This window comes from Tabrizicola fusiformis, from assembly GCF_013328815.1.
GTDB lineage: Bacteria > Pseudomonadota > Alphaproteobacteria > Rhodobacterales > Rhodobacteraceae > Fuscibacter.
Genome location: NZ_JABUHN010000003.1, coordinates 399,928 through 423,385, shown reverse-complemented (window position 1 = coordinate 423,385; position 23,458 = coordinate 399,928). Strand labels below are relative to the sequence as shown.

The following is a 23,458-nucleotide window of genomic DNA, read 5'->3' as shown; positions in this document are numbered from 1 at the left end:
ACGCATTCCGGGCGAAATGCCACCGACAATTGATTGTGAAATCTGCCCGGCTGGTGCAGGACTTGGGCGGAAACCTGCCCGGAGGTGGCCCATGATCATCCGAGACAAGCCGCGCCTGCGCGATCTGGTTCTGGCGGTGCGCGGATCGGTGTTGCCGCATATCCTGCCCAACCTTCTGGTGCTGATGGGGGTGACGGCGGCCATGGTCTGGGTGGACCGGCGCTGGCAGGTGCTGCCCCATGCCGATGGCACGGCTTTCACGGTGTTCGGTATCGCGCTGTCGCTGTTTCTGGGGTTCCGCAACAACGCCGCCTATGACCGCTGGTGGGAGGCGCGCAAGCTTTGGGGCGGGCTTCTGGCCGATCTGCGGGCCTTTGCGCGCGAGGTCGAGGTCTTCGTTCCCGACCCCGCGCTGCGGCAGGGATTGTTGCGTCAGGCGCTTGCCTTCATCCACCTCCACCGCGCCAATCTGCGCCGCCTGACCGGCGATGCCGAGGTGCTGGCGCGGGCGCCGGGGCTGCAAGAGCATCCGCACCCACCCTGCGGCGCGCTGGACCTGATGGCGCGTGAGCTTGCCGCCGCCCGCACCGATGGCCGCATCGACGGCTTCGGCGCGCGCAGCCTGACCGGGCGGCTGGCCAGCATCGCGCTGCAACAGGCGGGGTGCGAGCGGATTGCGGTTACGCCCTTGCCCTATGTCTATTCGCTGCTGATATACCGCACGACTTATCTTTATTGCCTTCTGCTGCCGCTCGCGCTGATCCAGCCGGCGGGCTGGCTGACGCCGGTCTTTGTCGGCATCGTGGCCTATGTTTTCCTTGGGCTGGCCGAGGTGACCGAGGAATTGAGCCACCCGTTTGGCACCACGCTGAACGCGCTGCCGCTGGATGCCATCTGCCGCGCCGCCGAGATCAGCCTTGCGCCGCATCTGGGCGAGACGGCCCCACCGCCGCTGCGGCCGGTGAACTTTCACCTTGGCTGACGGGGGCATGGCAATTCCGGCGCCAAGGCCCTAGGTTTGCGGCATGAGCGACACCAACCCCCCCCCGCCCTCGGCCGAAGGGCTGGCCGCTTCGGTCAAGGCGGCCAGCCGCAAGGGACCGCCGCCGGTGCATCTGTGGAACCCGCCGTTCTGCGGTGACCTCGACATCCGCATCGCCCGCGACGGGACGTGGTATTACCTTGGCACGCCTTTCGGGCGGATGCCGCTGGTCAAGCTGTTCTCGTCGATCCTGAAACTGGAAGACGGCCGCTATTACCTTGTCACCCCAGTTGAAAAGGTCGGGATCAAGGTGGATGACGCCCCGCTTCTGGCCGTCGATTTCGAGGTGACGGGTCAGGGGGCCGCGCAATCGCTGCGGTTTTTCACCAAGACCGAGGATGAGGTGACGGCCAGCGCCGAAAACCCCATCCGCGTGGTGCGCGACCCCGAAACCGGCGAGCCTGCGCCCTATGTCCACGTCCGCCGCGGGCTTGAGGCGCTGATCGACCGCAAAAGCTTCTACCGGCTGATCGAGCTTGGCACGCATGAAAGGCTTGACGGGCAGGACTGGTTCGGCCTCTGGTCGCAGGGACGTTTCTTTCCGATCATCCCTTCTGCAGAATTGGCCTGATGCCCCGTTTCGCCGCAAACCTGACGATGCTCTTCACCGAAGTTCCCGCGCTCGATCGGCCGGGCCTTGCGGCGCAGGCGGGGTTCGACGGGGCCGAGATCCTGTTCCCCTATGACCAGCCAGTCAAGGACTGGGAGGCGGCGCTGGCGGGGCTGCCGCTGGCCCTGATCAACACGCCGCCGGGCGACTGGGCCTCGGGTGACCGGGGCTTTGCCGCCGTGCCGGGCGAAGAGGGGCGGTTCCGCGACAGCTTTCTGCGCGCCGCCGATGTGGCGGGGCGGCTGGGCGCGCGCTCTATCCATATCATGGCGGGCGTGGCACGCGGGCCGCAGGCCGAGGCGGTGTTCACCGAAAACCTTGCCTGGGCCGCAGCTCAGGCCCCGGCGCAGCAACTGGTGCTGGAGCCGCTGAACCCCGATGACTGGCCGGGCTATTTCCTGAACGACTTCGATCAGACGGGGCGGATTCTGGATGATCTTGCCCTGCCGACGGTGGGGCTGCAATTCGACCTCTGGCACGCCGCCCGCATCCACGGAAATCCGCAAGCCGTCTGGGATCGCCACCGCGCCCGCGTTGCCCATGTGCAGATCGCCGGTTTCCCCGGCCGGAACGAACCGGGCGGCGGCGGGTTCGACCTGACGGGGCTGTGTTCCGAACTGGACGCGGCGGGTTATGACGGTTGGATCGCCGCCGAATACCGCCCCGCCCGGGCCACGGTGCATGGGCTCGCCTGGTTGCAGGCGCTCAAGGCGCGGTCGCGGCTGATCGGTGCGTGAACGGGGGCTGGGGCAGCCCGCCGCCTTGCCACGGCTCCCCCGCTGGCCCATATAGGCCGCACAGAACAGGAGGCTGCCATGCAACCCGGAAACAAGCTTTTTGACGACATGTCCAAGCTGATGACCTCGGCCATGGGCGTGGCGCAGGGCGCGCGGACCGAAGCGGAAACCGCGATGAAAAGCTTCATCGACCGCTGGATGGCCGACCGCGATTTCGTCACCCGCGAGGAATTCGATGCCGTCCGCGCCATGGCCCAGAAGGCGCGGGAAGAGAACACCGCGCTTGAGGCCCGTATCGCCGCGCTTGAGGCAAAGCTGGGCTGACCGCCGTCAGCCCTGATCGCTGTAGCGCCCCTCAAGCCCGCAGGCGCGCAGATGCGCCGCCAGCCGGTTGCAGGCCATCAGCAGCGCCTCGGGGTTTGACCGGCTGTCAAGCTCTGCCGTCAGTTCGGCGGCGAGGGCGCGCAGCCGGTCCAGTTGCCCCGCCGCCGCCAGCACCGCCAGATCGGCGCCCGAAACGCTGCCCATCCCGGCAATCCGCGTCGGCCCGCCATCGGTATAACCTGTGGGCAGGTCACCCTTTAGGTTGCGGACGACGCCCTTTTGCAGCGCGTCCAGTATCTGGTCGATGGCCTGAATGGCCCCTGCCACCCGCGTCGGATGGTCGGTATCCGCCGCCGCATGGGGCAGAAGAGAGAGCCGCGCAGCATGGGCGGGCAAGAGGCTCAGATAGGGCAGCATCGGCCCCGAGAGTGCCCCGCTCGTCGCATCGCGGAAAAGGTCGGCATCAATCGCCGCATGACCGACCTGCCCCGAAGCCAGCGCCGCCCCCAGCGCCGCCACATCGACCAGTTCCCCACGGTCATAGTTGATCACCACCGCCCCCGGTGCCAGTGCCGCCATCACCTCGGCCCCGATTAGCCCGGCATTGGCATAGCCCGCCGGGCCCATCGGCCCCAGCCCGGTATGCACGCTGATCGCATGGGCGCCGCGTGCCGCCGCCACCGGGGTTGCCGCATGGTCAAACCCCTCGCTCTCGATCCAGTCGCGGTGCCGGGCGCGGGCGAAAATCCGCACCTGCATCCCAAAAGCGCGGGCCAGCTTGGCCACCTCACGCCCGATGTTGCCATAGCCGATCACGGCCATCACCTGACCTTCCAGCTTGGCCGTGGGATAACGGACAAGATCGCGCCCGGTGTCGAACCGACCCTCTCCGACCAGCCGGTTCAGTTCTTCCACCGGCAGGTCGGGCCGCACCCGCAACAGCGCCTTCATTGCCATCTGAGCCGTGGCGCGGGCGTTGATGCCGGGCGTGTTCATCAGCGGCGCCACGCCGCCCGCGCCATCGCCGCCACCCCAACTGGCCGAACGCATGTTGCCGGTGCCCGCACCGATCCGCACGCCACCCCGGTCGAAGCGGCAACCTGCGGGCAGGATCGTCGCTGCCGCGATCACCGCATCGTAAAGCCCGTCTCCCGCCTCGGCCAGCAATTCCGCCTCGGTCGAGAGCATGGGCAGGTAATGAAACTGCGGGCGTCCGTCCTGTGGCGCTGCAAGACCCCGCGCCGATCCGATGTGAAAGACGCCGCCGCGCGCCTCGACATGGCGCTGCGCCGCCGAATGGTCGGTGCCGCCATCGGCCGCGGGGGCAAGGCCCAGCAGATCGACGATCAGAATACGCGGGGGGTGTCGGGGCGGGGCTTGGTCGGCCATGGTTTCCTCATCCGGGGCGGCAGCGCAGCCGATACCACCGTGCAAGGGCGGGAACCACAAGCCCCAATGCAAAGATTTGCGATGCCGGTTGCTCTGGCCGGACCGATCCGCTGGACGGCGAAAAGGGAATGTGGTTACAAGCGGCCAAGGCAAGCCGCACCGGGGGAAACTCCACGACGGCGCCTGCCCGGATGGAAGTGTGGCCGAGTGGTTTAAGGCTCTGGTCTTGAAAACCAGCGTGGGGGGAACCCCACCGTGGGTTCGAATCCCACCGCTTCCGCCAAGGCAACTTATTGAATATGCTAATTTTAGGCGTGACGCGCAGATTCTGCAGCCGGCCAAGCGCCGCGAAGGCGCGCCGATGCACAAGGCTTCTGGGCTGATCTACCCCGGTTCGGCGGTGTTGCGCAGACGCGCGGCCAGAACGGACCCGCGCCACTTGCCTCTGCCCCAGACGGTGCTATGCCTTCGGTCGAAATACTGGTAGGATATTTCTACCTTTGCGGGAGATTTGGGTGCAGGCGAAAATACAACTTGTCGAGATCATGCTTGACCTCCTGAAAGGAGAGGCGGCCGATCAAGACGCTTCGGTGCAGCGCATCCTGCGCTGGGCCTGCGTTGAAACACAGGTTGAAACCGCTTCGGTATTTCAGGATACCGGCAACGGTTCCTTCAAACGAACCCACAATTGCAAGATCGGCTCTGAGCCATCGGGCATACAGGCACCTCAAAGCATATCGGCTGATATTGTTGCGCAGGATCACCTGATCCGGCCGGTCACGCTCCGGGGAATAGGCGATCATCAGGGCGGTTCAATCGCGCGGGCCATATTGCCGGAAAGGGGCGGAACGCTCATCACAGTTCCGCTGCAAAATGAAGGCCATGCATTCGGTTTTGCTGCCTTCTGCACCACGGACAAAGATTATCCCGAATCGGATACCAACTTTCGGCTGTTGGAAACAATAGCCGCGCTGATCGGTTCAATTCTGGGCGGGGCCGGGCAACACCCGAGGCGGGTCACGATGTCAGGCCGCAGGTCCGACACCGTTGAGGCGTTGCCAAATCTTGTTCTCGAAGTCGATTCAGATGGGCGTTGCACCAGTTTCGTTGCCGGGCCTGAACGTATGGCGTCAATCGAAACAGGCTCATTGGTCGGCGCCACCCTTTCGGCTTTTTTGCCGCCCTCTGCAGCCGAAGTGGCCGAGCGCGCGCTTGCCGAGATCATGGCAACCGGGCGCGCCAGTGAAACCCGCTATCGACTCGACTTACCCGACGGCCCGCATGATTTTGAAATGACGGGGGCCCGAAAATCGGCCGAGAAATCTGACGGCTTGCCAAGCGTAATATTTCTTGTGCGGGATATCACACAGGAGACCAATCTGCGGCAAGAGCTGCGCCACCTTGGCAAGATTGTCGAAGTAATGGACAATCTGGTTGCAATTACGGATGCGGATGGGCGGTTGACTTGGGTCAATGCGGCATTCGAACGGCATACCGGCTGGTCGCTGAAGGAAATTATAGGGACAGATCTGGCATCCTTGGTCCGTTGCGATGCCAGTGATCCGGCGGTCGCAGTGGCGGTGTCCGAAGCAATTGCAGCGCGCGCAACATACAAAGGCGAAAACGTCAATAAAGACCGCAACGGGCATAAATACTGGGTCGATTTCAATATTTGGCCATATTATGACGAGAATGGCGATTTCAAAGGTTATGTTTCGGTGGAAACGGTCGTTTCCCGGCTCAAAGAGCAGGAAGCAGCCATGAAAGACCTCGCTGACAAAGCCGCTGCCGCACAGACCCGCTTGGAAAACGCCCTGATGGCCTTGCCCGACGGTGTCGTCGTTCTGGATGCAGATGATCGTGTTATCGCCGTAAATGGCGCATATCACAGAACATTTCCTGAAATCGCAGATATTGCCGTGCCCGGAGTCAGCCTGACGGATTTACTGCGCGCGGGATTTCGGAAACGTCTTTTCCATAATGATATCAATAGTGACGACCTGGAAATGGCGCTGCAACGCCGCTTGGCCGACTATCGACAGCAGGAGCACGTTGACGAAGTTCAATTGCCAAACGGCAAATGGCTGCGCCGGATCAGTATGCGCACCTCGGATGGCGGCTGCATCGCTATCGGAATTGACATTACGGCAACCAAGAAGCATCTGGCCGCCCTCGATGCGGTAAACAATGATCTCATTCTAGCCTTGCAAGACCGCGATGCTGCGCGCCAAAGATTGATCAGGATTCTGGATGGCGTCGATATCGGAACTTGGGAATGGAATACGGTCACGGATTGCCTAAAAGTCGGTGGTCGCTGGGGAGAGATCATCGGTTATGATACACGGACAATTGCCTGCCTGAGTTCGGTCGAATTTCGATCGTTTGTGCATCCCGATGATCTGAAGATCATGGATGAGAATCGCTCCGACGATCTCGCTAATGCCAGTGATGTCATAGAGATTGAATTTCGAATGCGGCACCGTGACGGTGATTGGATATGGATCCTGTCCCGAAGCCGCGTAACTGAACGCAATGCTGACGGCAAGGCAATTCTGTTGGCCGGAGTTCATATCGATATCAGCGATCGAAAGCGGCTGGAGCAAGAACTTCTGACGAGCGAGACGTATCTGTCGCTTGTCATGGAAACAAACGTGGCTGCAGTCGCCGTTCTAAACGATGAAGGCATCATATCATTTGCAAACGCCGAGGCGGAGCGCGTTCTTGGCTTGCCACGGTCTGATATCATCGGGCGCCATTTCTATGACCCGATCTGGCAATTGCAAGGTATCGATGGCAAGCCGATACCTGAAGAAGATATGCCTTTCAGCAGGGCAATCAGTAGCACGGCGCCGGTGCGCGATCTCAGATTTGCCATATATCGCTCTGATGGCAAGCGGCGTATCCTATCCTGCAATGCCGCGCAATTGAGCGTGGCTGAGGGGCAGGTCGAAGTTGTTACGACGTTCTCTGACATCTCCGATCAGGTTGCCGCGACCGCGAGACTTGAAGAAGCACTTTCCCGGGCTGAGGATATGAGCCGGGCAAAATCGCGCTTTCTGGCCAATATGAGCCATGAAATCAGAACGCCCCTCAATGGCGTCTTGGGTATGGCCGAAGTTCTTGAGACTTTGGTGGCCGAGCCGAACCAGAAGCGCATGATCGAAACAATTAGAAAGTCCGGCGACACGCTGCTTACGGTACTGAATGGCATTCTGGATATGTCAAAGATAGAGGCCGGAAAGATGGACCTTGAGTCGGTTCCGTTCTCGCCATCGGAAATGGCCCGGCAGTTGGAGGCAATCTATACGATCCAGGCTGAAGAAAAGGGCTTGTCCTTCGAAGCATTTTCAACCGTTGGATGCGACAGGATGCGGTTGGGCGATCCGCATCGTATCAACCAGATTCTAAGCAATCTCCTGAACAATGCCATAAAATTTACCGAGCATGGCAATGTTCAGATGAAGATATCTTGCCGCCCTGGAAAGCCGCTTGTCGCCGAGATATCCGATACAGGGATCGGCATGAATCAACAACAGGTCGCGCGGCTATTTGAAAGCTTCGAACAGGCCGACGGCAGCACAACCCGACGTTTTGGCGGCACAGGCTTGGGTTTAGCAATTGTGAATCAGCTTATCAAGCTGATGGGCGGAGAGATTTCGGTGACCACAAAGGAAGGCGTGGGAACCAAAATCCGCGTGACCCTGCCCTTGATCGAAAGCGATCTGCCCCCCGCGCCCGGCATGATCGTTCGTGATCAACCTGCGACAGTCGGTCCACTGGCGGGTGTCAAATTGCTCTATGCTGACGACAATCATGTGAATATTCTTGTCATGAGAGAGATGCTTTCCCGATCGGGGGCTGTCGTCAGCGAGGTGGAGAATGGGCAACAGGCAGTTGATGCCTGGGCGGCTGCACAACATGATGGAACACCGTTCTCGGTTTTGCTTTTGGATATTACAATGCCCGTTCGTGATGGATTGGGCGCTTTGGCGGAAATTCGAGAAATCGAAAGAAAAAATGGCTGGCGTCATGTTCCTGCGATTGCTGTTACGGCCAACGTTCTTGCAAGTCAGGTGGCAGATTATATCGTAGCGGGCTTCTCGACACATCTGGCGAAGCCTTTTCGGCGAGCGGATCTATTGCATGCTTTGAGTTCTCTGCTCACTGGTGAGGCAGACGGTCGGAGCGATGCAATGCGATCACTACACAATGTGATAGCAAACGGTTAGGCGCCCTCGTTTTGGCGCAAAGATGAACGTAAAAAACCGCAGAGACGGCTATGATGATGAAGTTGTAGGATAGGAGCCAGTCATGATCGAGGGAGCCCCCATGGCGCGGTATCAGATTTTACTCGCCGAGGACGACGAGGTGAATCAGGACATCGTAAAGGCTTTTTTGGCCGGAACGCCGGAATTGGAACTGACTGTGGCTTCTGACGGTCGGGCCGCGCTTGAAGCTGCCTTGGTGAAGAAGTATGATCTGATGATCTTCGATCAGCAGATGCCGCATATCACTGGAGATCGCGTGCTTCTGCATCTTCGTGCAGCAAGAACTTTGAATGCAAAGACCCCGGTCATCAGGTTTACGGCGGCTGCAGATTTGAAGCCTCTTGAGATTAAGCAGGTAAATGGGGTTGCGGAAGCAGTTTTGCCAAAACCGTTGGGAAAAGCTGTGCTGCTGTCAACCGTTCTGGCAATGCTTGAAGCCGGGTAAGCTCTCGATCTTATTTCTGTATTTACATTCTGACTGCAGCGCCTTCATCCTATGCAATCAGAACGCCGTTTGAAAGGATCAATGTGCCAGAGGCATCCGACAATTATCAGGGGTGTGAGAACATAGACTCGACCTCAATGGATCATGAGTTTGGCTTGGATGCTCTTGCTGATATCGCGTCGTGCGCGGATGCTGATTTGAGTGCCATGACTCGGCGCATTCTTCATAAAATTTCCTTGCGGCTTGGCGCCAATGAAGCACAGTTATTCCGTCTGACCGAGAGTGGCAACTTAATACTGATATCCAGTTGGATTTGTGAGGGAGGTGCAGAGGCAGTCCGTGTGGGTGCGCTGCCTGATGCCAATCAAATGATTTTTTTGGTTCGCGGCTTGCAAGATCTGCCGCCCGGTCGGCTCCATGATCTTGAAATCGGGAATCAAGCAGCCAAAGTTAGTCGATTCCTAGGAGCTTGGTTCGGCGCCGCGACTGATGGCATCGCAATTGCCTTTCGGGTGCCGCCATCAAGTATACTGCCTCCCAATTGGCAGGCGATGATTTCATTGCCTGTATTGACTGGTTTTCTTTCTGGCCTTCGCCGTTTGGACGTGATTGGTGGATCGACCAAGAATGCTCTAGCCCGAGGCAATCCTGTCATATCAGATCAATTGCGCATCGTCGTTGATATGGCCGAAGACGCGATTGTCGTTTATGATGAAAATGATCAAATTCTAGCCAGCAATCATCTCTATCAATACTTGATCTCGATGGATCTGCTGGGAACCATCGAGGAGCGAGTCGGACATAGAACCGTCGACGACACAAGTTCAGAATATACGTTGCCAGATGGCCGCTTCATGCAAGTGGCACAGCGAAAGTTACCAAACGGTGTGCGGATAGAAACCCATAGGGATATCACGCCGATTCGGGTGGCGGAGCGACGGCTTCGAAACCTGATCGACGGCGCCCGGATCTGCACCTGGGAATGGAATGTCAAAACGGGTGAACATAGCGTCAACGAATATTGGGCGAGCCTGCTGGGCTATAGATTGGAAGACCTGCAGCCGGTTACATTCGACACTTGGCGGACACGGGTCCATCCTGACGACCTTGCCGCGACTGAGGCCCTGTTTGAGAAGGCCGTTTCGGACGACAAATTTGTCTATTTGGCGGAGTATCGGCTTCGCCACAAATCGGGGCATTGGATATGGGTTCTTGACACGGGCCGCACCCTGCATCGAGGGCCGGATGGGACGCCTGAGCTTATTGCGGGGGTGCAGGTTGATATCAGTGAACAAAAGGCGCGTGAGGCGACTCTGACTGCGGTCAAAGCGGAGTTGGAGCGTTCAATATCGGAGCGCGAGAAAGTTGAGCAGCGGTTGGTCGATATTGCCAGCGTGTCGGATGGTTGGTTGTGGGAGATGGACAGCAATCGGCGGTATAGCCTTGTTTTGGATGGAGAATATTTTGACGACGGCGGTATTCCCAAAGAAGGGCTGATTGGCCTGACGCAGGAGGAATGGCTGGACACGCATCCTGACATGTATGCCGGGATTGACTGGGCGAGCCTGCTGGAGAGAATCAATTCCAATCAACCATTTCGGGATTTCATTTACCGGGCGCCGCGGCCGGTTGACGGCATAACGCGATGGCGGCGGATGACAGGAACGCCGATCTTTGATGCCGCAGGCGCCTTTATGGGGTATCGCGGGGTCGGTTCTGATGTTACGGAACTTTATCTGGCCAAAGCCCGTGCTGAAGAGGCCAGCCGGACAAAGTCGATGTTCGTGGCGAATATGAGCCATGAGATTCGCACGCCACTCAATGGGGTTTTAGGGATGGCGGAGGTGCTGGATAATGCACTTTCGAATCCTGAACATAAGCGTATGATCGGAACCATTCGGAAGTCCGGGGAGGCGCTGCTCAATATCCTGAACGATATCCTTGACATTTCCAAGATTGAGGCCGGAAAGCTGGAATTGGAGAACGTTCCGTTCAAACTGCAGGACCTCGCCGAGCGTGTTGAGGAATTGCATGGGTTGCGCGCCGAGGAAAAGGGGATCGAGCTTGATGTCCTTGTCGGTGCGGGATCGGATATGCAGTTTGTCGGCGACCCATACCGCATTCAGCAAATTCTGCACAACCTGGTCAGCAATGCGATCAAATTCACCGAGCAAGGCGAAGTCGAGGTGAAGATTGCCGGCCGCAACGGGACTCAGCTTTTCATTGAGGTTCGGGACACCGGAATCGGAATGACGGCAGAGCAGTTGACGCGATTGCATGAGGAGTTCAGTCAGGCGGATGTCTCGGTGACGCGCCGTTTCGGCGGAACGGGTCTTGGCATGGCGATTACCCGGACCTTGGTGGAAAAGATGGGTGGAACCATTGAGGTGGCTTCCGAATTGGGGGCGGGAACGACCATTCAGGTCTGGCTGCCTTTGCTCTCCAAGGCCGAGCATTCAGAGGTAGCACCGCCGCAGACCGATTTGCCTGACAATCTGGCAGGTGTGCGAATATTGGCCGCCGACGACAATTCTACGAATCGCGCCGTGCTTGAGGCGATGTTGAGTCGTCGTGGTGCCGAGATTGTTCTGGTGTCGGACGGGCAAGAGGCGGTCAATGCCTATTCTACCGGGACATTTGATGTCGTGCTGTTGGATATTGCCATGCCGGTGATGGATGGGATGACGGCCTTGCGGGAAATTCGGGAGATTGAACAGAAGGCCGGCCGGCCACCGTTGCCGATCATCGCAATTACGGCCAATGTGATGGCGCATCAGATCGCTGAGTATCTGACCAGCGGATTTGATTTGTGCCTAGCTAAACCTCTGGACTCGGCGGAATTGGCATTTGGCATCAGAAGTTTGCTTTCAGAAAGGTCGCGGGCCTGAGACAAGCCGCGCCACCTTCTAATGTGGCCGAACGGGCTACACAGAATTGAGCGATTTGGTGAATGACAGGCAGAAAGCCCGCCAATATAGGAATGGACCGATCTGAAACGTGGCTCTGGCAAGCTTTGGGTCAGGAATGTCGTTTCAGCCCGGCCAGAAGCCTCTATTCATCCAGAAGGGCTTCAAGCTCGTCCATCAACGCGATCAGGCGGGGTTCAATCTGCCGCCACAATTCATTCAGCGGCAGTTTGACTTCGGCCTGATCGCGGGAAAGCTGATCAATGCTCGCGGCGAGGGTTCCGGCGGTGGCATATCCAAGCGAACCGGCGGAGCCTGCAATCTTGTGCGCCAGGGCGACGATGCCCGCAATGGCGGTGCGCGGTTCCTGTCCTGTCGTGACCCTGATCCTCAGGGATTCCAGCATCATGATCCGCTCGATTGCGAGGTCACGGAACCGTTTGCGCGCCGGGAGCAGTTCTGGCGCGATCTCTTCGTTCAGGGCCGATGCCACCGCCAGACCAGCCATTGCCATCATTTCACGCCGCATTTGCCGAACGCCCTGACCGTTGCACCGCTTGCTGCACCGCCCGTTCAAGGATGCGCGTGGGGTTACCAAGGGAGAACATCGGGCTCTTGCACAGCGGTCCGACCCGGACACGGGGTGTTGGGAGGCGTTGCGAGCTGTAGAAGCTTTCAAAACCCGCTAGGCCGATTTCGATGGTTGCGCTGATCTCTTCGGGCGTGGCCGACAGCCCCTTGGTCGTGACGCCAACGAAGTTGCCGGAACCCGCATAGGCGAGGTGGATGTCGTCGGTCTTGAGGGCATCCGAAATGATCAGTCCGACATCACTCAGCATATCGACGAAGGTCGAGCGGGGCGCCTTGCCATAGATAACATTGGCATTTTCGATGTGAAAGGCAAAGGCCGACATGGAAAGGGTGCCCTTGCGGCCCAGCGTGAGAAGGTAGTTTTCCAGCGCCAGCAACTCGATTCCGCGGTCAAACTCGGGGATGTGGATCGCGCTTTCGAATTCGACATCGGCATGGGCCGCTTCGTTGCGCCGACCGGCCTGACGCGTCAGCAACTCGACATGCAGGCGTTCTTCGACCAGCCGTTCCACCATGCCGATGCGGGCTTTCAGTTCCAGCCGGTCCAGCGGTTTGGTCAGGTAATCGGTCGCCCCCGCAGCAAAGGCGCCGTCGATATAGCGTTTCGCCGAAAGCGAGGTGACCATGACAATCGGAACGCGCCGATATTCGGGCAGACCACGCAAAAGCTGGCACAGATTGACGCCGTCCATGCCGGGCATCTGGATGTCCAGCAGGATGCAGTCAAAGGGCGATGTCTGTGATTCGAGCGTGATCAACGCCTCGGTTGCGGAAGAGGCCCGCGTAAGGTCTTCATGGCCAAGGGCGCGCAAGGATTGCGTCAGGATGTCTTGAAAGACCGGGTCGTCGTCTACCAGCAGGATTTTCATGATCGTCTCTCGTCTCAAACTCCGTCTGGGAGAGGTGTTGCGCCATAGCTCAACCTCTAAGGGAGCGAAGTTGAAAATTATGGCCAATTTAGGGCCATTTTCTTCTTGCCTTGCCTGTGGCGGGATTTCTGCTTGCCGGGGCGGCAGCCCCGCCCCCGGACAAGCCGGTGTTCCTGCCGGGGGCGTGGCGGCCCGTCACGCCGAAACGGCCGGTTGCACCTGCATAACCTCAAGCAGCCGGGTTTCGCCTTCGCGTGTCACCCATGAGATTGTGGCACCCGCCCGCAGCCCCAGAAGGGCGACACCGACCGGGGTCACGACAGAAATGCGATGCCGGTCGATATCGGCCTCTTCCGGGTAGACGAGAACAACGGTCTGTTCGCGGCCGGTGCTGAGATCGCGGTAGGTCACTGCATTCCCAAGGGTCACGATGTCACTTTGCAGCTTTTCGGGCGCGACCAGTCTGGCGCGGGCGATTTCATCCAAAAGCCGCTCGCCGACCTCGGGTGAGCGGCGCATCATGGCCGAGGCGAGAGCCTCCAGCCTGCCGACCTGAGTCTTGTCGAGGTGGATTTTGGGCAGCCGTGCCCTGATCTGCGACGTGGGGTTTGTCATGTCTTCTATCCTTGAATTGTGGGGCAGGGGGCAAACGGCTCAGGGTGCGGGCCGGGGTCATCCGTCGCCGAGGCCGATCAGCCACAGCCGCCGGAACGAACCGTCGGCTTGCAGCAGTGGCGCCCGGCTTCCGGCCTGCATTCCGATCAGTGTCGCACCCAGCAGGGTTGCAACCGGAATGCTGTCCTGACCAAAGTCCGGGGTGGTCTCGTGGCGCAGGTGCCCCGACCGCGGTTCCAGATCGTCTATCGCATAGGTCAGCCGCGCGCCGCCGGTGACAAACGGCGGACCGATCCGGTCATCCTCGAGCACGGGCGTATAAAGCAGCTTCTGACTGAGCAGTCGCGCCAGCATGATGTGAACGCCGGTGCCAATCCGGTCGGCGCGCTGGATATGGTCGGCCAGGGCGCGGCGGTCGGTTCTGCTCAGGCGGCAGTTGACCGACAGGTCGCGCAAGATCGCATAGCCGTATTTGGGAAAGGCCGGGTCAACCGGCTGGGGAAGTCTGGAAAGCGGCATGAACCCTCTTCGGGCGGCGATCTGGCCGCCTTTCGACAATCGTTTCGGGATGTGGTGGAGGAACCCGGAGCAGCAGCGCCGCTTGTGCGCGGTCAAACCGCCCCGGGAAGGGGGCGGTTCTGCAGAAAAATCCGAAACAGGATGGCAGAGTTCAGCATCGGCCAAAGATGGGCATTGCCTGCCCGGCTGTCAACGGCAGCGGGGCAGGGTCGCCGCAGCCGAGCGCAAAGGCGCCGTTTGGCCAAAGGGGCGCAAACCCGGCGCTTCTGGTCGCTGTTGTCTGGGAAAGGGCCGCGCGGACGGGCAAGGATTAGGGCTCTAAGGGGAAGGTTGCCATGGAAATTCTGGTGCTGATCGCCGCCGCCTTTGGCGCGGGTGTGCTGAACACGGTTGCCGGGGGCGGGACGTTCCTGACCTTTCCGGCGCTTGTCTTCATCGGTTTGCCGCCGGTGATGGCCAATGCCACCAGCACGGTGGCGGTCTTTCCGGGCTATCTGGGCGGTGCCTTGGGCTTTCGGCCCGAGTTTCGCAGCTTTGGCCGGGCGCAGCTTGTGCGGCTGGTGGCGATCACGCTTGCCGGGGGGCTGGCTGGGTCCGGTTTGCTGATGGTGTCCTCCAATGCGGCCTTTTCCAGAGTGGTGCCCTTCCTGCTGCTGGGGGCCACCTTTGCCTTTCTTTTTGGTGACAGGTTTCGCCAATGGGCTGCCACGCGGGCCCGGGCCGTTCGGCCCGAAGGCGCCTTGGGCCTGTTCGCGGTGGCGCTTTATGGCGGCTATTTCAACGGCGGGCTTGGGATCGTGCTGCTGGCGCTTTTCACGCTTTGGGGGATGACCGACCTCAACCGGATGAACGCGCTGAAATCGGGGTTGAGCTTTCTGTTGTCGGCCATTTCCGTTGCGGTCTTTGCCCTTGCCGGAATGGTCGCTTGGCCGCTGGCGGTGGTCATGATGATCGCGGCCACCGCAGGCGGCTATGCCGGCGCCCCTTTGGCGCGGGCGCTGCCCAAATCCGTGGTGCGCGGCGTCATCGCCACCGTGGGCTTTGCCATGAGTGCGGTGTTCTTCTGGCGCATGGTCAGCGCGGGTTGAACGGCCAGGGTCAGCGCGGCCCGGCTTCGGTCACGATGGCATCCATGGCGATGTCATGCGGCTGCGGAAAGATCGTCGCCACCTGCGCCGCCTGCAACCCGACACCGATGGCGAAGGGGCGTGGCGACAGGGCGGCCAGCGTCCGGTCGAAATAGCCGCCGCCATAGCCCAGCCGGAACCCCGCCGCATCCCATCCCACCACCGGGGCAAGGGTGACATCCGGCACCACCTCGGCCGTTTCGGCGGGGATGGGGATTTTCCAGAACCCCTGCACCATATGGCAATCCGGCGTCCAGCCCCGGAACACCAGCGGCGCGGCGGGTGCCAGGACGACCGGCAGCGCCACCGTCACCCCCCGCCCGACCAGATCGGTCAGCCAGTGCCGCAGGTTCAGCTCGGCCTTGATCGGCCACCATGCCGAAAGCGTCAGCCCCTCAAGCTGCCCGAACCGCGCGCGGATCAGCGCCTCCAGATGCGGGATGATCCGTTCGGCGGCCTCGTGCCGCACGGCGACCGGCAGGGCGGCGCGCTCTGCCAGCAACCGCAGCCGCTCGGCCTTGCGCCAGCGCGCCACGTCGCGCGCCTGTATCGGGTCAACCGCCAGAGGATCGAAATAGGCCGGATCAATCTCATGCGCGAGACAGGGAGGCGAGGCATAGCCGCGCGGCAGATCATCCTTGCCCGTCATGTTGCAGGGCCGCCGGTCAGGGCGGCAAGCCGTGCAAGCGCCGTGCGCGCCTCGTCCATGATCGTGGTAATCCGCTCTGCCGCCGTCGGCAGCGTGTCGATCAGCGCAGAACTTTGCCCGGCATAGGCCGCCATCGCCTCAAGATCGCCGGTGGTCGTGCGCAGCGGGGAATCGGTGCTGTAGCGCAGCAGCGGGCGGCCCTCTTCGCGGGCAATCACCTCACGCGGCAAAAGGTCGGGCCTGTGGCCCATCAATCTGTGGCCGATGGCATCGGTCACCGAATTGCGGATCACCCGGACCGGGGTGTTCGGCGGCCAGTTCAGGGCATAGATATCTGTATGCACGGTGTCTTCGGCCATCGCGGCCAGCACGCGGGCCTTGTGGTCGTCATGGGCAAAGGATTCAACCGTCGCCAGAAAGGCCGTGCCGCAATGGATGCCTTCGGCGCCAAGGGCCATGGCGGAAATCAGGCTTGCCCCGGTCGCAAACCCGCCCGAAGCGATGACCGGCAGCCTGACCCGGCGCACCACCTGTTCCACCAGGACCAGCGCGCCGACCGTGCCGTGAACATGGCCGCCCGCCTCTACCCCCTGCACGATCAGCACATCGGCGCCCGCCGCCTCGGCGCCAAGGGCGGCCTTCAGCGAACCGACCTGATGCAGCACGAGGCAGCCCGCAGCCTTGGCCCGCGCCACAGCGGCGGGCACCACATCCCAGAAAAAGCACATCGCGGGAATGCCAAGCTCAAGGCAGGTGCCAAGTTCCGCATCCAGCAGCTTGGGGTCGGTGGCTGACGGGATCAGGTTCACGGCAAAGGGGCGGTCGGTCTCGGCCCGCACAGCGGCGATGTTTTGCGCAATCAGCTCGGGTGTTTCGCGCACCATGCCCAGAATGCCATAGCCGCCGGCCTTTGCCACCGCGGCCACCAGTTCGGACCGCGCGACGCCACCCATTCCGGCCAGCAGGATCGGCAGGTCACAGCCAAGCAAGTGGCAGACCGGGCTGCGCAGGGGATCGTCGGGCATCGGATCACCTCTTTTGAATGCGGGTTCGCGGCGCCACGGGGGCGGTGGCAAGACTCGGGTCTTGCCACAGGGATAGACCGCAGTAATAGGTATTTCAAATACCAATTCATGCGGGGCCGCGATGCGCCTGACCTCTTTCACCGATTACGGCCTGCGGGCCTTGATGCGTCTGGCCTCCGATCCCGGGCGGAGCTTTTCGACGGCCGATCTGGCGGCGGAATTTTCCCTGTCGCGGCATCACCTGGCCAAGATCATTGCGGTTCTGGTCGAGGCCGGGATCGTCGCCACCCGGCGCGGCGGGGGTGGTGGCGCGGCTCTGGCCCGACCCGCGGCAGAAATCCGGCTGGGCGAGGTGGTGCGCCTGCTGGAGGCCGGGCAGCCGATGGTGGCCTGTTTTCGCACCTCGGGCGGGGATTGCACGATTGTCGGCTGTTGCCGCCTCAAGGCGCGGCTGCGGCTGGCCGAAACCGCCTTTCTGGCGGCACTTGACCGCGCGACCCTTGCGGATGTCGCCCTTGCGCCGCTGGAAACTGGCCATAACGGCAGGTTATAGGCCCATCGAAACACTGTATTGGCTCCTGAGCCGGGGCGGTCATAGTCCTCCGGGCGTGGCCCGGATGCCGCGCGCAAAGGGAAAGACATGCCCGCCAAACAGGTTCTGGGACCAGTGATCCTGCCGCTGCTGATCGCCGGTTTCCTTGTGCAGGCGCTGGTTCCGATGGTGCGCATCCTGACCAGCTATCAGGCGCTTGCGCTGGGCCACAGCGCCGAAACCATCGGCATCATCTCGGCCGTTTTCGCCCTGCTGCCGGTCTTTCTGACGGTGGTGATTGGCCGCCTGAACGACGGTGGCGCGCTGGGCCGGGTGATCGTCTGTGGCGCAGCGGGCAGCCTTATGGCCTGCCTCTTGTTCTGGCTGGGACCGCATGGCTTGGGCACGCTTTTGTTGTCCAATGCGCTGCTGGGCATCAGCCAGACCGCCGTTCTGGCGGGATTGCAGGTTGTGACGACCCGGGCCTCAAGCCGGGCGCACCGCGATTCCGTCCTTGGCAATTACATGGTGGCGATTTCGCTGGGGCAGGCATTCGGTCCGCTGATCATCGGGGCCGGCCATGACAGCCCGCTTCTGGCGGCAGTGCCCTGCGGCGCGGCGGTGCTGCTGCTGGCCACGCTTGCCGTTCTGGCGCGGCGCCTGCCGCAACCACGGGCGGCGGTCCACGGCGGCGCCCTGCCGCTGGGCGAGATCGCGGCAACCCGCGGGCTGTGGTGGATCATCGTGTTCGGCGGGCTTTGCGTGGCCGCGCAGGATTTGCTGCTGGCCTTCCTGCCGGTCTACGCGGTCGAGCGTGGGCTGACACCCATGGCGGTGGGGGTGTTGCTGAGTGTGCGGGCCATCGCCGCGATGGTGTCGCGGCTGCTGTTCGGCCGCGCGGTGCGCCACTTTGGGCAGATGCGTCTGGCCTTGCTGTCGGCGGGGCTGGGGGGCGTTGCGATGCTGGCCCTTGCCGTGCCGCTGCCGGTTGTCGCCGTGGGTGTGGCCATGGCGGCGCTTGGCTTTGGTCTGGGCATCGCGCTGACCTGTTCGGTCGCGCTGACGATCCAGATTGCACCGCCCCGCGCCCGGGGCACGGCACTGTCGATGCGGATGACGGCAATCCGGCTGGCGCAATTCGTCATCCCGCTGGGGGCGGGGGTCGCCGTGGCGCCCATCGGCGCGGCGGGCACCTTTGCCCTGTCGGGGGTGGCGATCCTCGGGGCGGCGATGGCGCGGCCCCGCGGGGCGGTGGGGCAGGGGCGCCGCCCCTAGCGCAGCGCCTCATGCAGCCGCGCCACCAGCCGGCCCGCCGGCGTGCTGCGCGGCCAGAGCAGGCCGATTTCCCGCATCGGTGGCGGCGTGCCGGGCAGCGGCAACCGGCACAGGCGCAGCCCCTCGGGCCATGGGGGGGCCCAGTCGGGCACGACCGACACGCCAAGCCCGGCGCTGACCATTACGGCAATCGCCTCAAGCTGATCCAGTTCCAGCCATTCGCGCGGCGCCAGACGGTTCGCCTTCATCCAGCCATCGGCCAGCCGCCCGCCCCAGTTGTTGCGGTCATAGCGGATGAAGGGGCGCTCGCGCAGCAGGCTGGCCACATCTTGGCCCGCCCAAGCCTCGGGGCACAGCAGCACCATCGGCTCTTGCCGCAGCACCTGCCATTCCAGCGTCTTGGGCGGCACGAAGGGTGGGCGCACCAGAATGGCGGCGTCGATCCGCTCTTCGGTCAGCAGGCGGTAAATCTCGGGCGAGGTGCCGGGCAGGATGAAGAGGTCGATCCCCGGGGCACTTTCCGCCAGCCGCAGCAGTGCCGGGGGCAGCAGGCCGGTCAGGGCCGTGCTGATGGCGCCCAGCCGCAACTCGCCCACGGCGGCATCGGCCCGCGCCACCAGACCCAACTGGCGCACATCGCCCAGAATGCGGCGGCTTTGCTGCAAGATCGCGCGCCCGGCATCCGAGGGCTGCACCTGCCGCCCGGCCCGCAAGAGCAAAGGGGCGCCCACCTCGGCCTCAAGCGCCGCAATGCGCTGGGCCACGGCGGCGGGCGTGATGCCCAGCCGCCGCGCCGCCTCGGCCATCGAGCCGTGATCGGCAACCAGCAGGAAAGTTTCCAGAAACGCGGTGTCCATAAACAGATTATCTATCTTATGAAGCAAGGTATCGCCATATTTTCTTTTCCTCTGCATCTGTCACCCTCGCCCCGCGAAATGAGGAGAGAAGAATGGATCTGCAAATCGCAGGGAAAAGCGCGCTGGTGTTCGGGGCGGGCGGCGGTCTGGGCGGGGCGATTGCGCAAAGCCTTGCCACCGAAGGGGCGCGGGTCATCGTGGCTGATATTGATGCCGAGGCGGCCGCACGCAGGGTTGCGGCGATTGTCGCCGCAGGTGGGGCAGCACAGGCCATGCTGTGGGACATCGCCGATCTTTCGGTGCTGTCTGCCCGGCTGGCCGAGGTTGAGGCGCTTCAGGGCGGGGTCGATATTCTGGTCAACAACACCGGCGGCCCGCCGCCGACGCTGGCCCACGGCCAGCCGCCCGAAATCTGGTCGAAACATTTCGACAGCATGGTGCGGTCGGTCATCGCGGTGACCGATGCCGTCCTGCCCGGCATGAAGGCGCGGGGCTGGGGGCGGGTGATCACCTCCACCTCCTCCGGCGTGGTGGCGCCGATTGCCAATCTGGGCATCTCGAATGCGCTGCGGCTGGCGCTGGTCGGCTGGTCCAAGACGCTTGCGCGTGAGGTGGGCCGCCATGGCATCACCGCCAATATCGTGCTGCCCGGGCGCATCGCCACCGGGCGGATCGTGTTTCTGGACGAACAGAAAGCCGCCCGCGAAGGCCGCCCGGTGGCCGAGGTGACGGCGGAAAGCACCGGCAGCATTCCCGTTGGCCGCTACGGCGAGCCGCGCGAATACGGCGATGCGGTGGCCTTTCTGGCCAGCGCCCGCGCCTCATACATCACCGGATCGGTGCTGCGCATCGACGGTGGCCTGATTGCCAGCATCTGAGGAGACCGCCATGACTCTTGACCCGAAAGCCATCGAAACCTTGCAGGCGGTGTCCACCGCGACGCTGACCACGATCCTTTTGAAAAAGGGGCTGCGCAATGTCTGGATGCGCGGCACCAAACCGATCCGCCCCGGACAGAAACGCGTGGTGGGCCGCGCCTTCACCCTGCGCTTCGTTCCGGCGCGTGAGGATCTGGCCACGCCAGCAAGCTGGGCCTCGCCCATTTCCACCCGCGCCGCGATTGAGGCGATGCCAGAGGGCTGCGTGGCGGTGGCTGATGCGATGGGCGTGCTGGATGCCGGGATATTTGGTGACATCCTCTGCGCCCGGATGGTGCAGCGCAAGGTGGCCGGACTGGTGACCGATGGCGTTATGCGCGATGCGGTTGGCGTGCTGGGCACCGGCCTGCCGGTCTGGTGCGACGGGGTGGCGGCGCCGCCCTCGGTCGCGGGGCTGACCTTTGTCGGCTGGCAGGAACCGATTGCCTGCGGCGGCGTGGCGGTGTTTCCTGACGATGTGGTCGTGGTGGACGAGGATGGTGCAGTGCTGATCCCGGCGACCTTCCTCGATCAGGTTCTGGCCGAGGCGCCCGAGCAGGAACAGATGGAGGCATGGATCATGACCGAGGTGGATCGGGGTGTGCCCTTGCCGGGGCTTTATCCGATGAACGAAGAAACCAAGGTGCGCTATGCGGCGTGGAAGGCGGCAAGATGAGTTTCGGCATCGACACCAAGGGCGTCTATCCGATTGCTGCCACGCCGTTTCATGCCGATGGCGCGCTGGACACCGCCAGCATCGACCGGATGGTGGATTTCTACCATCAGGCCGGGGCAGCGGGGCTGACCATCCTTGGCATCATGGGCGAGGCGCCCAAGCTGGAGCCGGAAGAGTCGCTGGCCATCGTGCGGCAGGTGGTGGCCCGGTCGCGCATTCCGGTGGTGGTGGGGGTTTCTGCCCCGGGCTTTGCCGCCATGCGCCGCCTTGCGCGCGAGGCGATGGAGGCCGGCGCGGCTGGCGTGATGATCGCCCCCGCGCCGCATCTGCGCACCGATGACCAGATCACCGGCTATTTCGCGCAGGCGGTCGAGGCGGTGGGTGCAGATGTGCCCTGGGCGTTGCAGGATTATCCCCTGACGCTGACCGTGCAGATGTCGGTTTCGGTGATCAGCCGGATCATGGGCGACCACCCCAGCTGTGTGATGCTCAAGGCCGAGGATTGGCCGGGGTTGGAGAAGCTGTCGGCGCTGCGCAAGGCGCAGGCAGAGGGGCGGTTGCGGCCGTTTTCGATCCTGACGGCCAATGGCGGGTTGTTTCTGGACTTCGAGCCGGAGCGCGGCTCGGACGGGGCGATGACGGGCTATGGCTTTCCCGACATGCTGGTGGAACTGGACGCGCTGCACCGGCAGGGCGCCCGCGATGCCGCGCATGACCTGTTCGATCTGCACCTGCCGCTGATCCGTTATGAACAGCAGCCGGGCATCGGCCTTGCGGTGCGGAAACATGTGCTGATGCGGCGGGGGGTGATCGCCTCGGACACCCAGCGCAAGCCTTGGCCCGCGCTTTCGCCCACAGCCCGGGCCGAAGTGGACTATCTTCTGTCGCGGATCGCCCGGCACGACAGCCGCGCGGCCTTCTGAGCCCACAGCACGCCGGGCACCCCGGCGTGCTACTTCGGCGCGCTCACCTGCGGGGTGGCGGCCAGAACCTCGACCAGTGTGGCGCGGATGCGCGCGGCAAGGCCCGCGTCGAAATCCTTCCGCGCGGTCATTACGATGGGCCGGGTCAGCACCGGGTCCACGATGGGATGGGCCACCAGTTGCGGCCCCAGCAAATCCGCCGCCACGCTGTGGGCGCCGAAGACCGTGGTGCCCAGCCCCGCCAGAACGGCCTGCCGCCGCGGGTCCGGCCCGTCCACCTCCCGCGCGACTTCCAGTGTCAGGCCACGGGCATCCGCCTCGGCCTGAAGGCAGCGGCGCAGCGGGTTGCCGGGTGAGGGCAGGATCATCCGGGTCTTCAGCACGGTTTCCAGCGCAACCGGCACCGATTGCGGAAAATCGGCGCGCGGGGTGATCCAGAACAGGGTCTCCCAGATCAGCGCCTCGCCCTCCATCTCTTCGGGATTGACCAGTTGGATGGCGATATCGGCCTTGCCGCTTTCGATCAGCCGGTCACCGAAGCCACTGCGCGCCTCGATCAGATGCAGGTCCAGCCCGGGCATGGCGCGGGCGAATCCCTTGATCAGTGCCGGCGTCAGCGCCGAGGCGAGCGAGGGGATGATCGCCAGATGCAGCGTCTCGAACGGGCTGTCGCGGCGGGCTTCGGCAATCAGCGCGCGTTCGGCCTGTGCCACCCGCTCAAGGACCTCTGCCGCATGGCGGGCCAGCAATTCGCCCAGTCTGGTCGGGCGCACCCCCGACTGGTGCCGCACCAGCACCGGCGCGCCCAGATCCCGTTCGATTTCCGCAACATGATGGGTCAGCGCAGGCTGCGCGATGTTCAATTCGCGCGCAGCGGCCGACAGCGAGCCCAGTCTGGTGATCGCGGCAAAGTAGCGTAGCCTGCGAAGATCGAGGAACCCCATGCGCATGGCCTGAACCATACAACGGATTTATGGACGGATCAATTCTCTGTAGTAGTCTCGGTCGCGGCACTCGCCTAAACCGGGGGCAGGAGGAGATGAGGGAACCCCAGAACAGCCCGGGGGAGGGCGCGTTCGGGGGGAGGGGGCTGGCCCAAGGGCAACCCCTTCGGATCCTCTGCAACTGGGCAAGGCATATGCAGGACGGGCAGTCGAAAGCG

The 23,458-nt window shown here is 62.6% G+C and carries 22 protein-coding genes and 1 tRNA gene; 14 read left to right on the top strand and 9 right to left on the bottom strand.

Annotation, left to right across the window (positions count from 1 at the left end; translation table 11 throughout):
* The first annotated feature begins 91 nt into the window (after window positions 1-91).
* The 4 genes from HS053_RS06885 to HS053_RS06870 all read left to right on the top strand — a co-directional run bounded on the left by HS053_RS06885 (window position 92) and on the right by HS053_RS06870 (window position 2,713).
* Window positions 92-982, top strand: a complete 891-nt coding sequence (locus HS053_RS06885; RefSeq protein WP_174210472.1) for a bestrophin family protein — start codon at window positions 92-94, stop codon at window positions 980-982.
* Between the two features lie 43 nt (window positions 983-1,025).
* Window positions 1,026-1,613 (top strand): DUF1285 domain-containing protein, encoded by a 588-nt coding sequence (locus tag HS053_RS06880; protein WP_174210471.1) that lies wholly within the window; start codon window positions 1,026-1,028, stop codon window positions 1,611-1,613.
* Complete coding sequence (locus HS053_RS06875; RefSeq protein WP_174210470.1) at window positions 1,613-2,389, top strand: hydroxypyruvate isomerase family protein; 777 nt, start codon at window positions 1,613-1,615, stop codon at window positions 2,387-2,389. Before HS053_RS06880 ends, HS053_RS06875 begins: the two co-directional genes overlap by 1 nt.
* Before the next feature lie 78 nt (window positions 2,390-2,467).
* Window positions 2,468-2,713 (top strand): accessory factor UbiK family protein, encoded by a 246-nt coding sequence (locus HS053_RS06870; RefSeq protein WP_174210469.1) that lies wholly within the window; start codon window positions 2,468-2,470, stop codon window positions 2,711-2,713.
* A gap of 6 nt (window positions 2,714-2,719) precedes the next feature.
* Here HS053_RS06870 and HS053_RS06865 read toward each other — a convergent pair whose 3' ends face one another.
* Window positions 2,720-4,102 carry an NAD(P)-dependent oxidoreductase gene (locus HS053_RS06865; RefSeq protein ID WP_174210468.1) on the bottom strand — a complete coding sequence of 461 codons (1,383 nt, stop codon included), beginning with the start codon at window positions 4,100-4,102 and terminating at the stop codon, window positions 2,720-2,722.
* 193 nt (window positions 4,103-4,295) lie between these two features.
* On the opposite strand from HS053_RS06865, the gene HS053_RS06860 reads away from it, so the two are divergent.
* The 4 genes from HS053_RS06860 (at window position 4,296) to HS053_RS06845 (ending at window position 11,703) form a co-directional block, all read left to right on the top strand.
* A tRNA-Ser gene (locus HS053_RS06860) sits at window positions 4,296-4,385 on the top strand.
* Between the two features lie 262 nt (window positions 4,386-4,647).
* On the top strand, window positions 4,648-8,331 hold the full coding sequence (locus HS053_RS06855) for a PAS domain-containing protein (RefSeq protein WP_174210467.1): 3,684 nt from the start codon (window positions 4,648-4,650) through the stop codon (window positions 8,329-8,331).
* An 82-nt stretch (window positions 8,332-8,413) separates the two neighbouring features.
* Entirely contained in the window at window positions 8,414-8,815 is a 402-nt protein-coding gene (locus HS053_RS06850; protein ID WP_174210466.1) for a response regulator, read from the top strand.
* A 137-nt stretch (window positions 8,816-8,952) separates the two neighbouring features.
* Window positions 8,953-11,703, top strand: a complete 2,751-nt coding sequence (locus HS053_RS06845) for an ATP-binding protein (protein ID WP_174210465.1) — start codon at window positions 8,953-8,955, stop codon at window positions 11,701-11,703.
* A gap of 163 nt (window positions 11,704-11,866) precedes the next feature.
* On the opposite strand, the gene HS053_RS06840 is transcribed toward HS053_RS06845, so the two are convergent.
* The 4 genes from HS053_RS06840 to HS053_RS06825 form a co-directional block, all read right to left on the bottom strand.
* The gene (locus HS053_RS06840) at window positions 11,867-12,238 is read right to left on the bottom strand and encodes an Hpt domain-containing protein (RefSeq protein WP_174210464.1); all 372 of its coding nucleotides are present in this window, start codon (window positions 12,236-12,238) and stop codon (window positions 11,867-11,869) included.
* Window position 12,239: 1 nt separating this feature from the next.
* Window positions 12,240-13,181 (bottom strand): response regulator, encoded by a 942-nt coding sequence (locus tag HS053_RS06835; RefSeq protein ID WP_174210463.1) that lies wholly within the window; start codon window positions 13,179-13,181, stop codon window positions 12,240-12,242.
* Between the two features lie 195 nt (window positions 13,182-13,376).
* Complete coding sequence (gene rnk / locus HS053_RS06830) at window positions 13,377-13,796, bottom strand: nucleoside diphosphate kinase regulator (protein WP_174210462.1); 420 nt, start codon at window positions 13,794-13,796, stop codon at window positions 13,377-13,379.
* A gap of 57 nt (window positions 13,797-13,853) precedes the next feature.
* Window positions 13,854-14,480, bottom strand: coding sequence for a hypothetical protein (locus HS053_RS06825; RefSeq protein WP_174210461.1), 627 nt, complete (start codon window positions 14,478-14,480; stop codon window positions 13,854-13,856).
* A 170-nt stretch (window positions 14,481-14,650) separates the two neighbouring features.
* On the opposite strand from HS053_RS06825, the gene HS053_RS06820 reads away from it, so the two are divergent.
* On the top strand, window positions 14,651-15,403 hold the full coding sequence (locus HS053_RS06820) for a sulfite exporter TauE/SafE family protein (RefSeq protein WP_174210460.1): 753 nt from the start codon (window positions 14,651-14,653) through the stop codon (window positions 15,401-15,403).
* 10 nt (window positions 15,404-15,413) lie between these two features.
* On the opposite strand, the gene HS053_RS06815 is transcribed toward HS053_RS06820, so the two are convergent.
* On the bottom strand, window positions 15,414-16,091 hold the full coding sequence (locus tag HS053_RS06815) for a 5-formyltetrahydrofolate cyclo-ligase (RefSeq protein ID WP_174210459.1): 678 nt from the start codon (window positions 16,089-16,091) through the stop codon (window positions 15,414-15,416).
* On the bottom strand, window positions 16,088-17,116 hold the full coding sequence (locus HS053_RS06810) for an NAD(P)H-dependent flavin oxidoreductase (RefSeq protein WP_174210458.1): 1,029 nt from the start codon (window positions 17,114-17,116) through the stop codon (window positions 16,088-16,090). The genes HS053_RS06815 and HS053_RS06810 overlap by 4 nt, the downstream gene beginning before the upstream one ends.
* A 121-nt stretch (window positions 17,117-17,237) precedes the next feature.
* Between HS053_RS06810 and HS053_RS06805 the strand changes: the two genes are divergently transcribed.
* Together HS053_RS06805 and HS053_RS06800 are read left to right on the top strand one after the other, a co-directional pair.
* Complete coding sequence (locus tag HS053_RS06805; protein WP_174210457.1) at window positions 17,238-17,669, top strand: Rrf2 family transcriptional regulator; 432 nt, start codon at window positions 17,238-17,240, stop codon at window positions 17,667-17,669.
* Window positions 17,670-17,756: 87 nt separating this feature from the next.
* The gene (locus HS053_RS06800) at window positions 17,757-18,923 is read left to right on the top strand and encodes an MFS transporter (RefSeq protein ID WP_174210456.1); all 1,167 of its coding nucleotides are present in this window, start codon (window positions 17,757-17,759) and stop codon (window positions 18,921-18,923) included.
* Here the strand turns inward: HS053_RS06800 and HS053_RS06795 are convergent.
* Window positions 18,920-19,780, bottom strand: coding sequence for a LysR family transcriptional regulator (locus HS053_RS06795; RefSeq protein WP_174210455.1), 861 nt, complete (start codon window positions 19,778-19,780; stop codon window positions 18,920-18,922). The genes HS053_RS06800 and HS053_RS06795 overlap by 4 nt on opposite strands.
* A gap of 92 nt (window positions 19,781-19,872) precedes the next feature.
* Here HS053_RS06795 and HS053_RS06790 point away from each other — a divergent pair, with 92 nt between their 5' ends.
* Genes HS053_RS06790 through HS053_RS06780 form a run of 3 tightly spaced genes read left to right on the top strand, consistent with a single transcriptional unit; the run spans window position 19,873 to window position 22,296 of the window.
* Window positions 19,873-20,658 (top strand): SDR family oxidoreductase, encoded by a 786-nt coding sequence (locus HS053_RS06790; protein ID WP_174210454.1) that lies wholly within the window; start codon window positions 19,873-19,875, stop codon window positions 20,656-20,658.
* Window positions 20,659-20,668: 10 nt separating this feature from the next.
* Window positions 20,669-21,373 (top strand): ribonuclease activity regulator RraA, encoded by a 705-nt coding sequence (locus HS053_RS06785; RefSeq protein WP_174210453.1) that lies wholly within the window; start codon window positions 20,669-20,671, stop codon window positions 21,371-21,373.
* Window positions 21,370-22,296, top strand: a complete 927-nt coding sequence (locus HS053_RS06780) for a dihydrodipicolinate synthase family protein (RefSeq protein WP_174210452.1) — start codon at window positions 21,370-21,372, stop codon at window positions 22,294-22,296. Before HS053_RS06785 ends, HS053_RS06780 begins: the two co-directional genes overlap by 4 nt.
* 29 nt (window positions 22,297-22,325) lie before the next feature.
* Here HS053_RS06780 and HS053_RS06775 read toward each other — a convergent pair whose 3' ends face one another.
* Window positions 22,326-23,246 carry a LysR family transcriptional regulator gene (locus HS053_RS06775; protein WP_174210451.1) on the bottom strand — a complete coding sequence of 307 codons (921 nt, stop codon included), beginning with the start codon at window positions 23,244-23,246 and terminating at the stop codon, window positions 22,326-22,328.
* Between the last annotated feature and the right edge of the window lie 212 nt (window positions 23,247-23,458).

Coding starts and splice junctions, on each gene's coding strand:
- HS053_RS06885 (WP_174210472.1), top strand. CDS start 92: ATGATCATCCGAGACAAGCCGCGCCTGCGCGATCTGGTTCTGGCGGTG.
- HS053_RS06880 (WP_174210471.1), top strand. CDS start 1,026: ATGAGCGACACCAACCCCCCCCCGCCCTCGGCCGAAGGGCTGGCCGCT.
- HS053_RS06875 (WP_174210470.1), top strand. CDS start 1,613: ATGCCCCGTTTCGCCGCAAACCTGACGATGCTCTTCACCGAAGTTCCC.
- HS053_RS06870 (WP_174210469.1), top strand. CDS start 2,468: ATGCAACCCGGAAACAAGCTTTTTGACGACATGTCCAAGCTGATGACC.
- HS053_RS06865 (WP_174210468.1), bottom strand. CDS start 4,102: ATGGCCGACCAAGCCCCGCCCCGACACCCCCCGCGTATTCTGATCGTC.
- HS053_RS06855 (WP_174210467.1), top strand. CDS start 4,648: ATGCTTGACCTCCTGAAAGGAGAGGCGGCCGATCAAGACGCTTCGGTG.
- HS053_RS06850 (WP_174210466.1), top strand. CDS start 8,414: ATGATCGAGGGAGCCCCCATGGCGCGGTATCAGATTTTACTCGCCGAG.
- HS053_RS06845 (WP_174210465.1), top strand. CDS start 8,953: ATGGATCATGAGTTTGGCTTGGATGCTCTTGCTGATATCGCGTCGTGC.
- HS053_RS06840 (WP_174210464.1), bottom strand. CDS start 12,238: ATGATGGCAATGGCTGGTCTGGCGGTGGCATCGGCCCTGAACGAAGAG.
- HS053_RS06835 (WP_174210463.1), bottom strand. CDS start 13,181: ATGAAAATCCTGCTGGTAGACGACGACCCGGTCTTTCAAGACATCCTG.
- rnk (WP_174210462.1), bottom strand. CDS start 13,796: ATGACAAACCCCACGTCGCAGATCAGGGCACGGCTGCCCAAAATCCAC.
- HS053_RS06820 (WP_174210460.1), top strand. CDS start 14,651: ATGGAAATTCTGGTGCTGATCGCCGCCGCCTTTGGCGCGGGTGTGCTG.
- HS053_RS06815 (WP_174210459.1), bottom strand. CDS start 16,091: ATGACGGGCAAGGATGATCTGCCGCGCGGCTATGCCTCGCCTCCCTGT.
- HS053_RS06810 (WP_174210458.1), bottom strand. CDS start 17,116: ATGCCCGACGATCCCCTGCGCAGCCCGGTCTGCCACTTGCTTGGCTGT.
- HS053_RS06805 (WP_174210457.1), top strand. CDS start 17,238: ATGCGCCTGACCTCTTTCACCGATTACGGCCTGCGGGCCTTGATGCGT.
- HS053_RS06800 (WP_174210456.1), top strand. CDS start 17,757: ATGCCCGCCAAACAGGTTCTGGGACCAGTGATCCTGCCGCTGCTGATC.
- HS053_RS06795 (WP_174210455.1), bottom strand. CDS start 19,780: ATGGACACCGCGTTTCTGGAAACTTTCCTGCTGGTTGCCGATCACGGC.
- HS053_RS06790 (WP_174210454.1), top strand. CDS start 19,873: ATGGATCTGCAAATCGCAGGGAAAAGCGCGCTGGTGTTCGGGGCGGGC.
- HS053_RS06785 (WP_174210453.1), top strand. CDS start 20,669: ATGACTCTTGACCCGAAAGCCATCGAAACCTTGCAGGCGGTGTCCACC.
- HS053_RS06780 (WP_174210452.1), top strand. CDS start 21,370: ATGAGTTTCGGCATCGACACCAAGGGCGTCTATCCGATTGCTGCCACG.
- HS053_RS06775 (WP_174210451.1), bottom strand. CDS start 23,246: ATGCGCATGGGGTTCCTCGATCTTCGCAGGCTACGCTACTTTGCCGCG.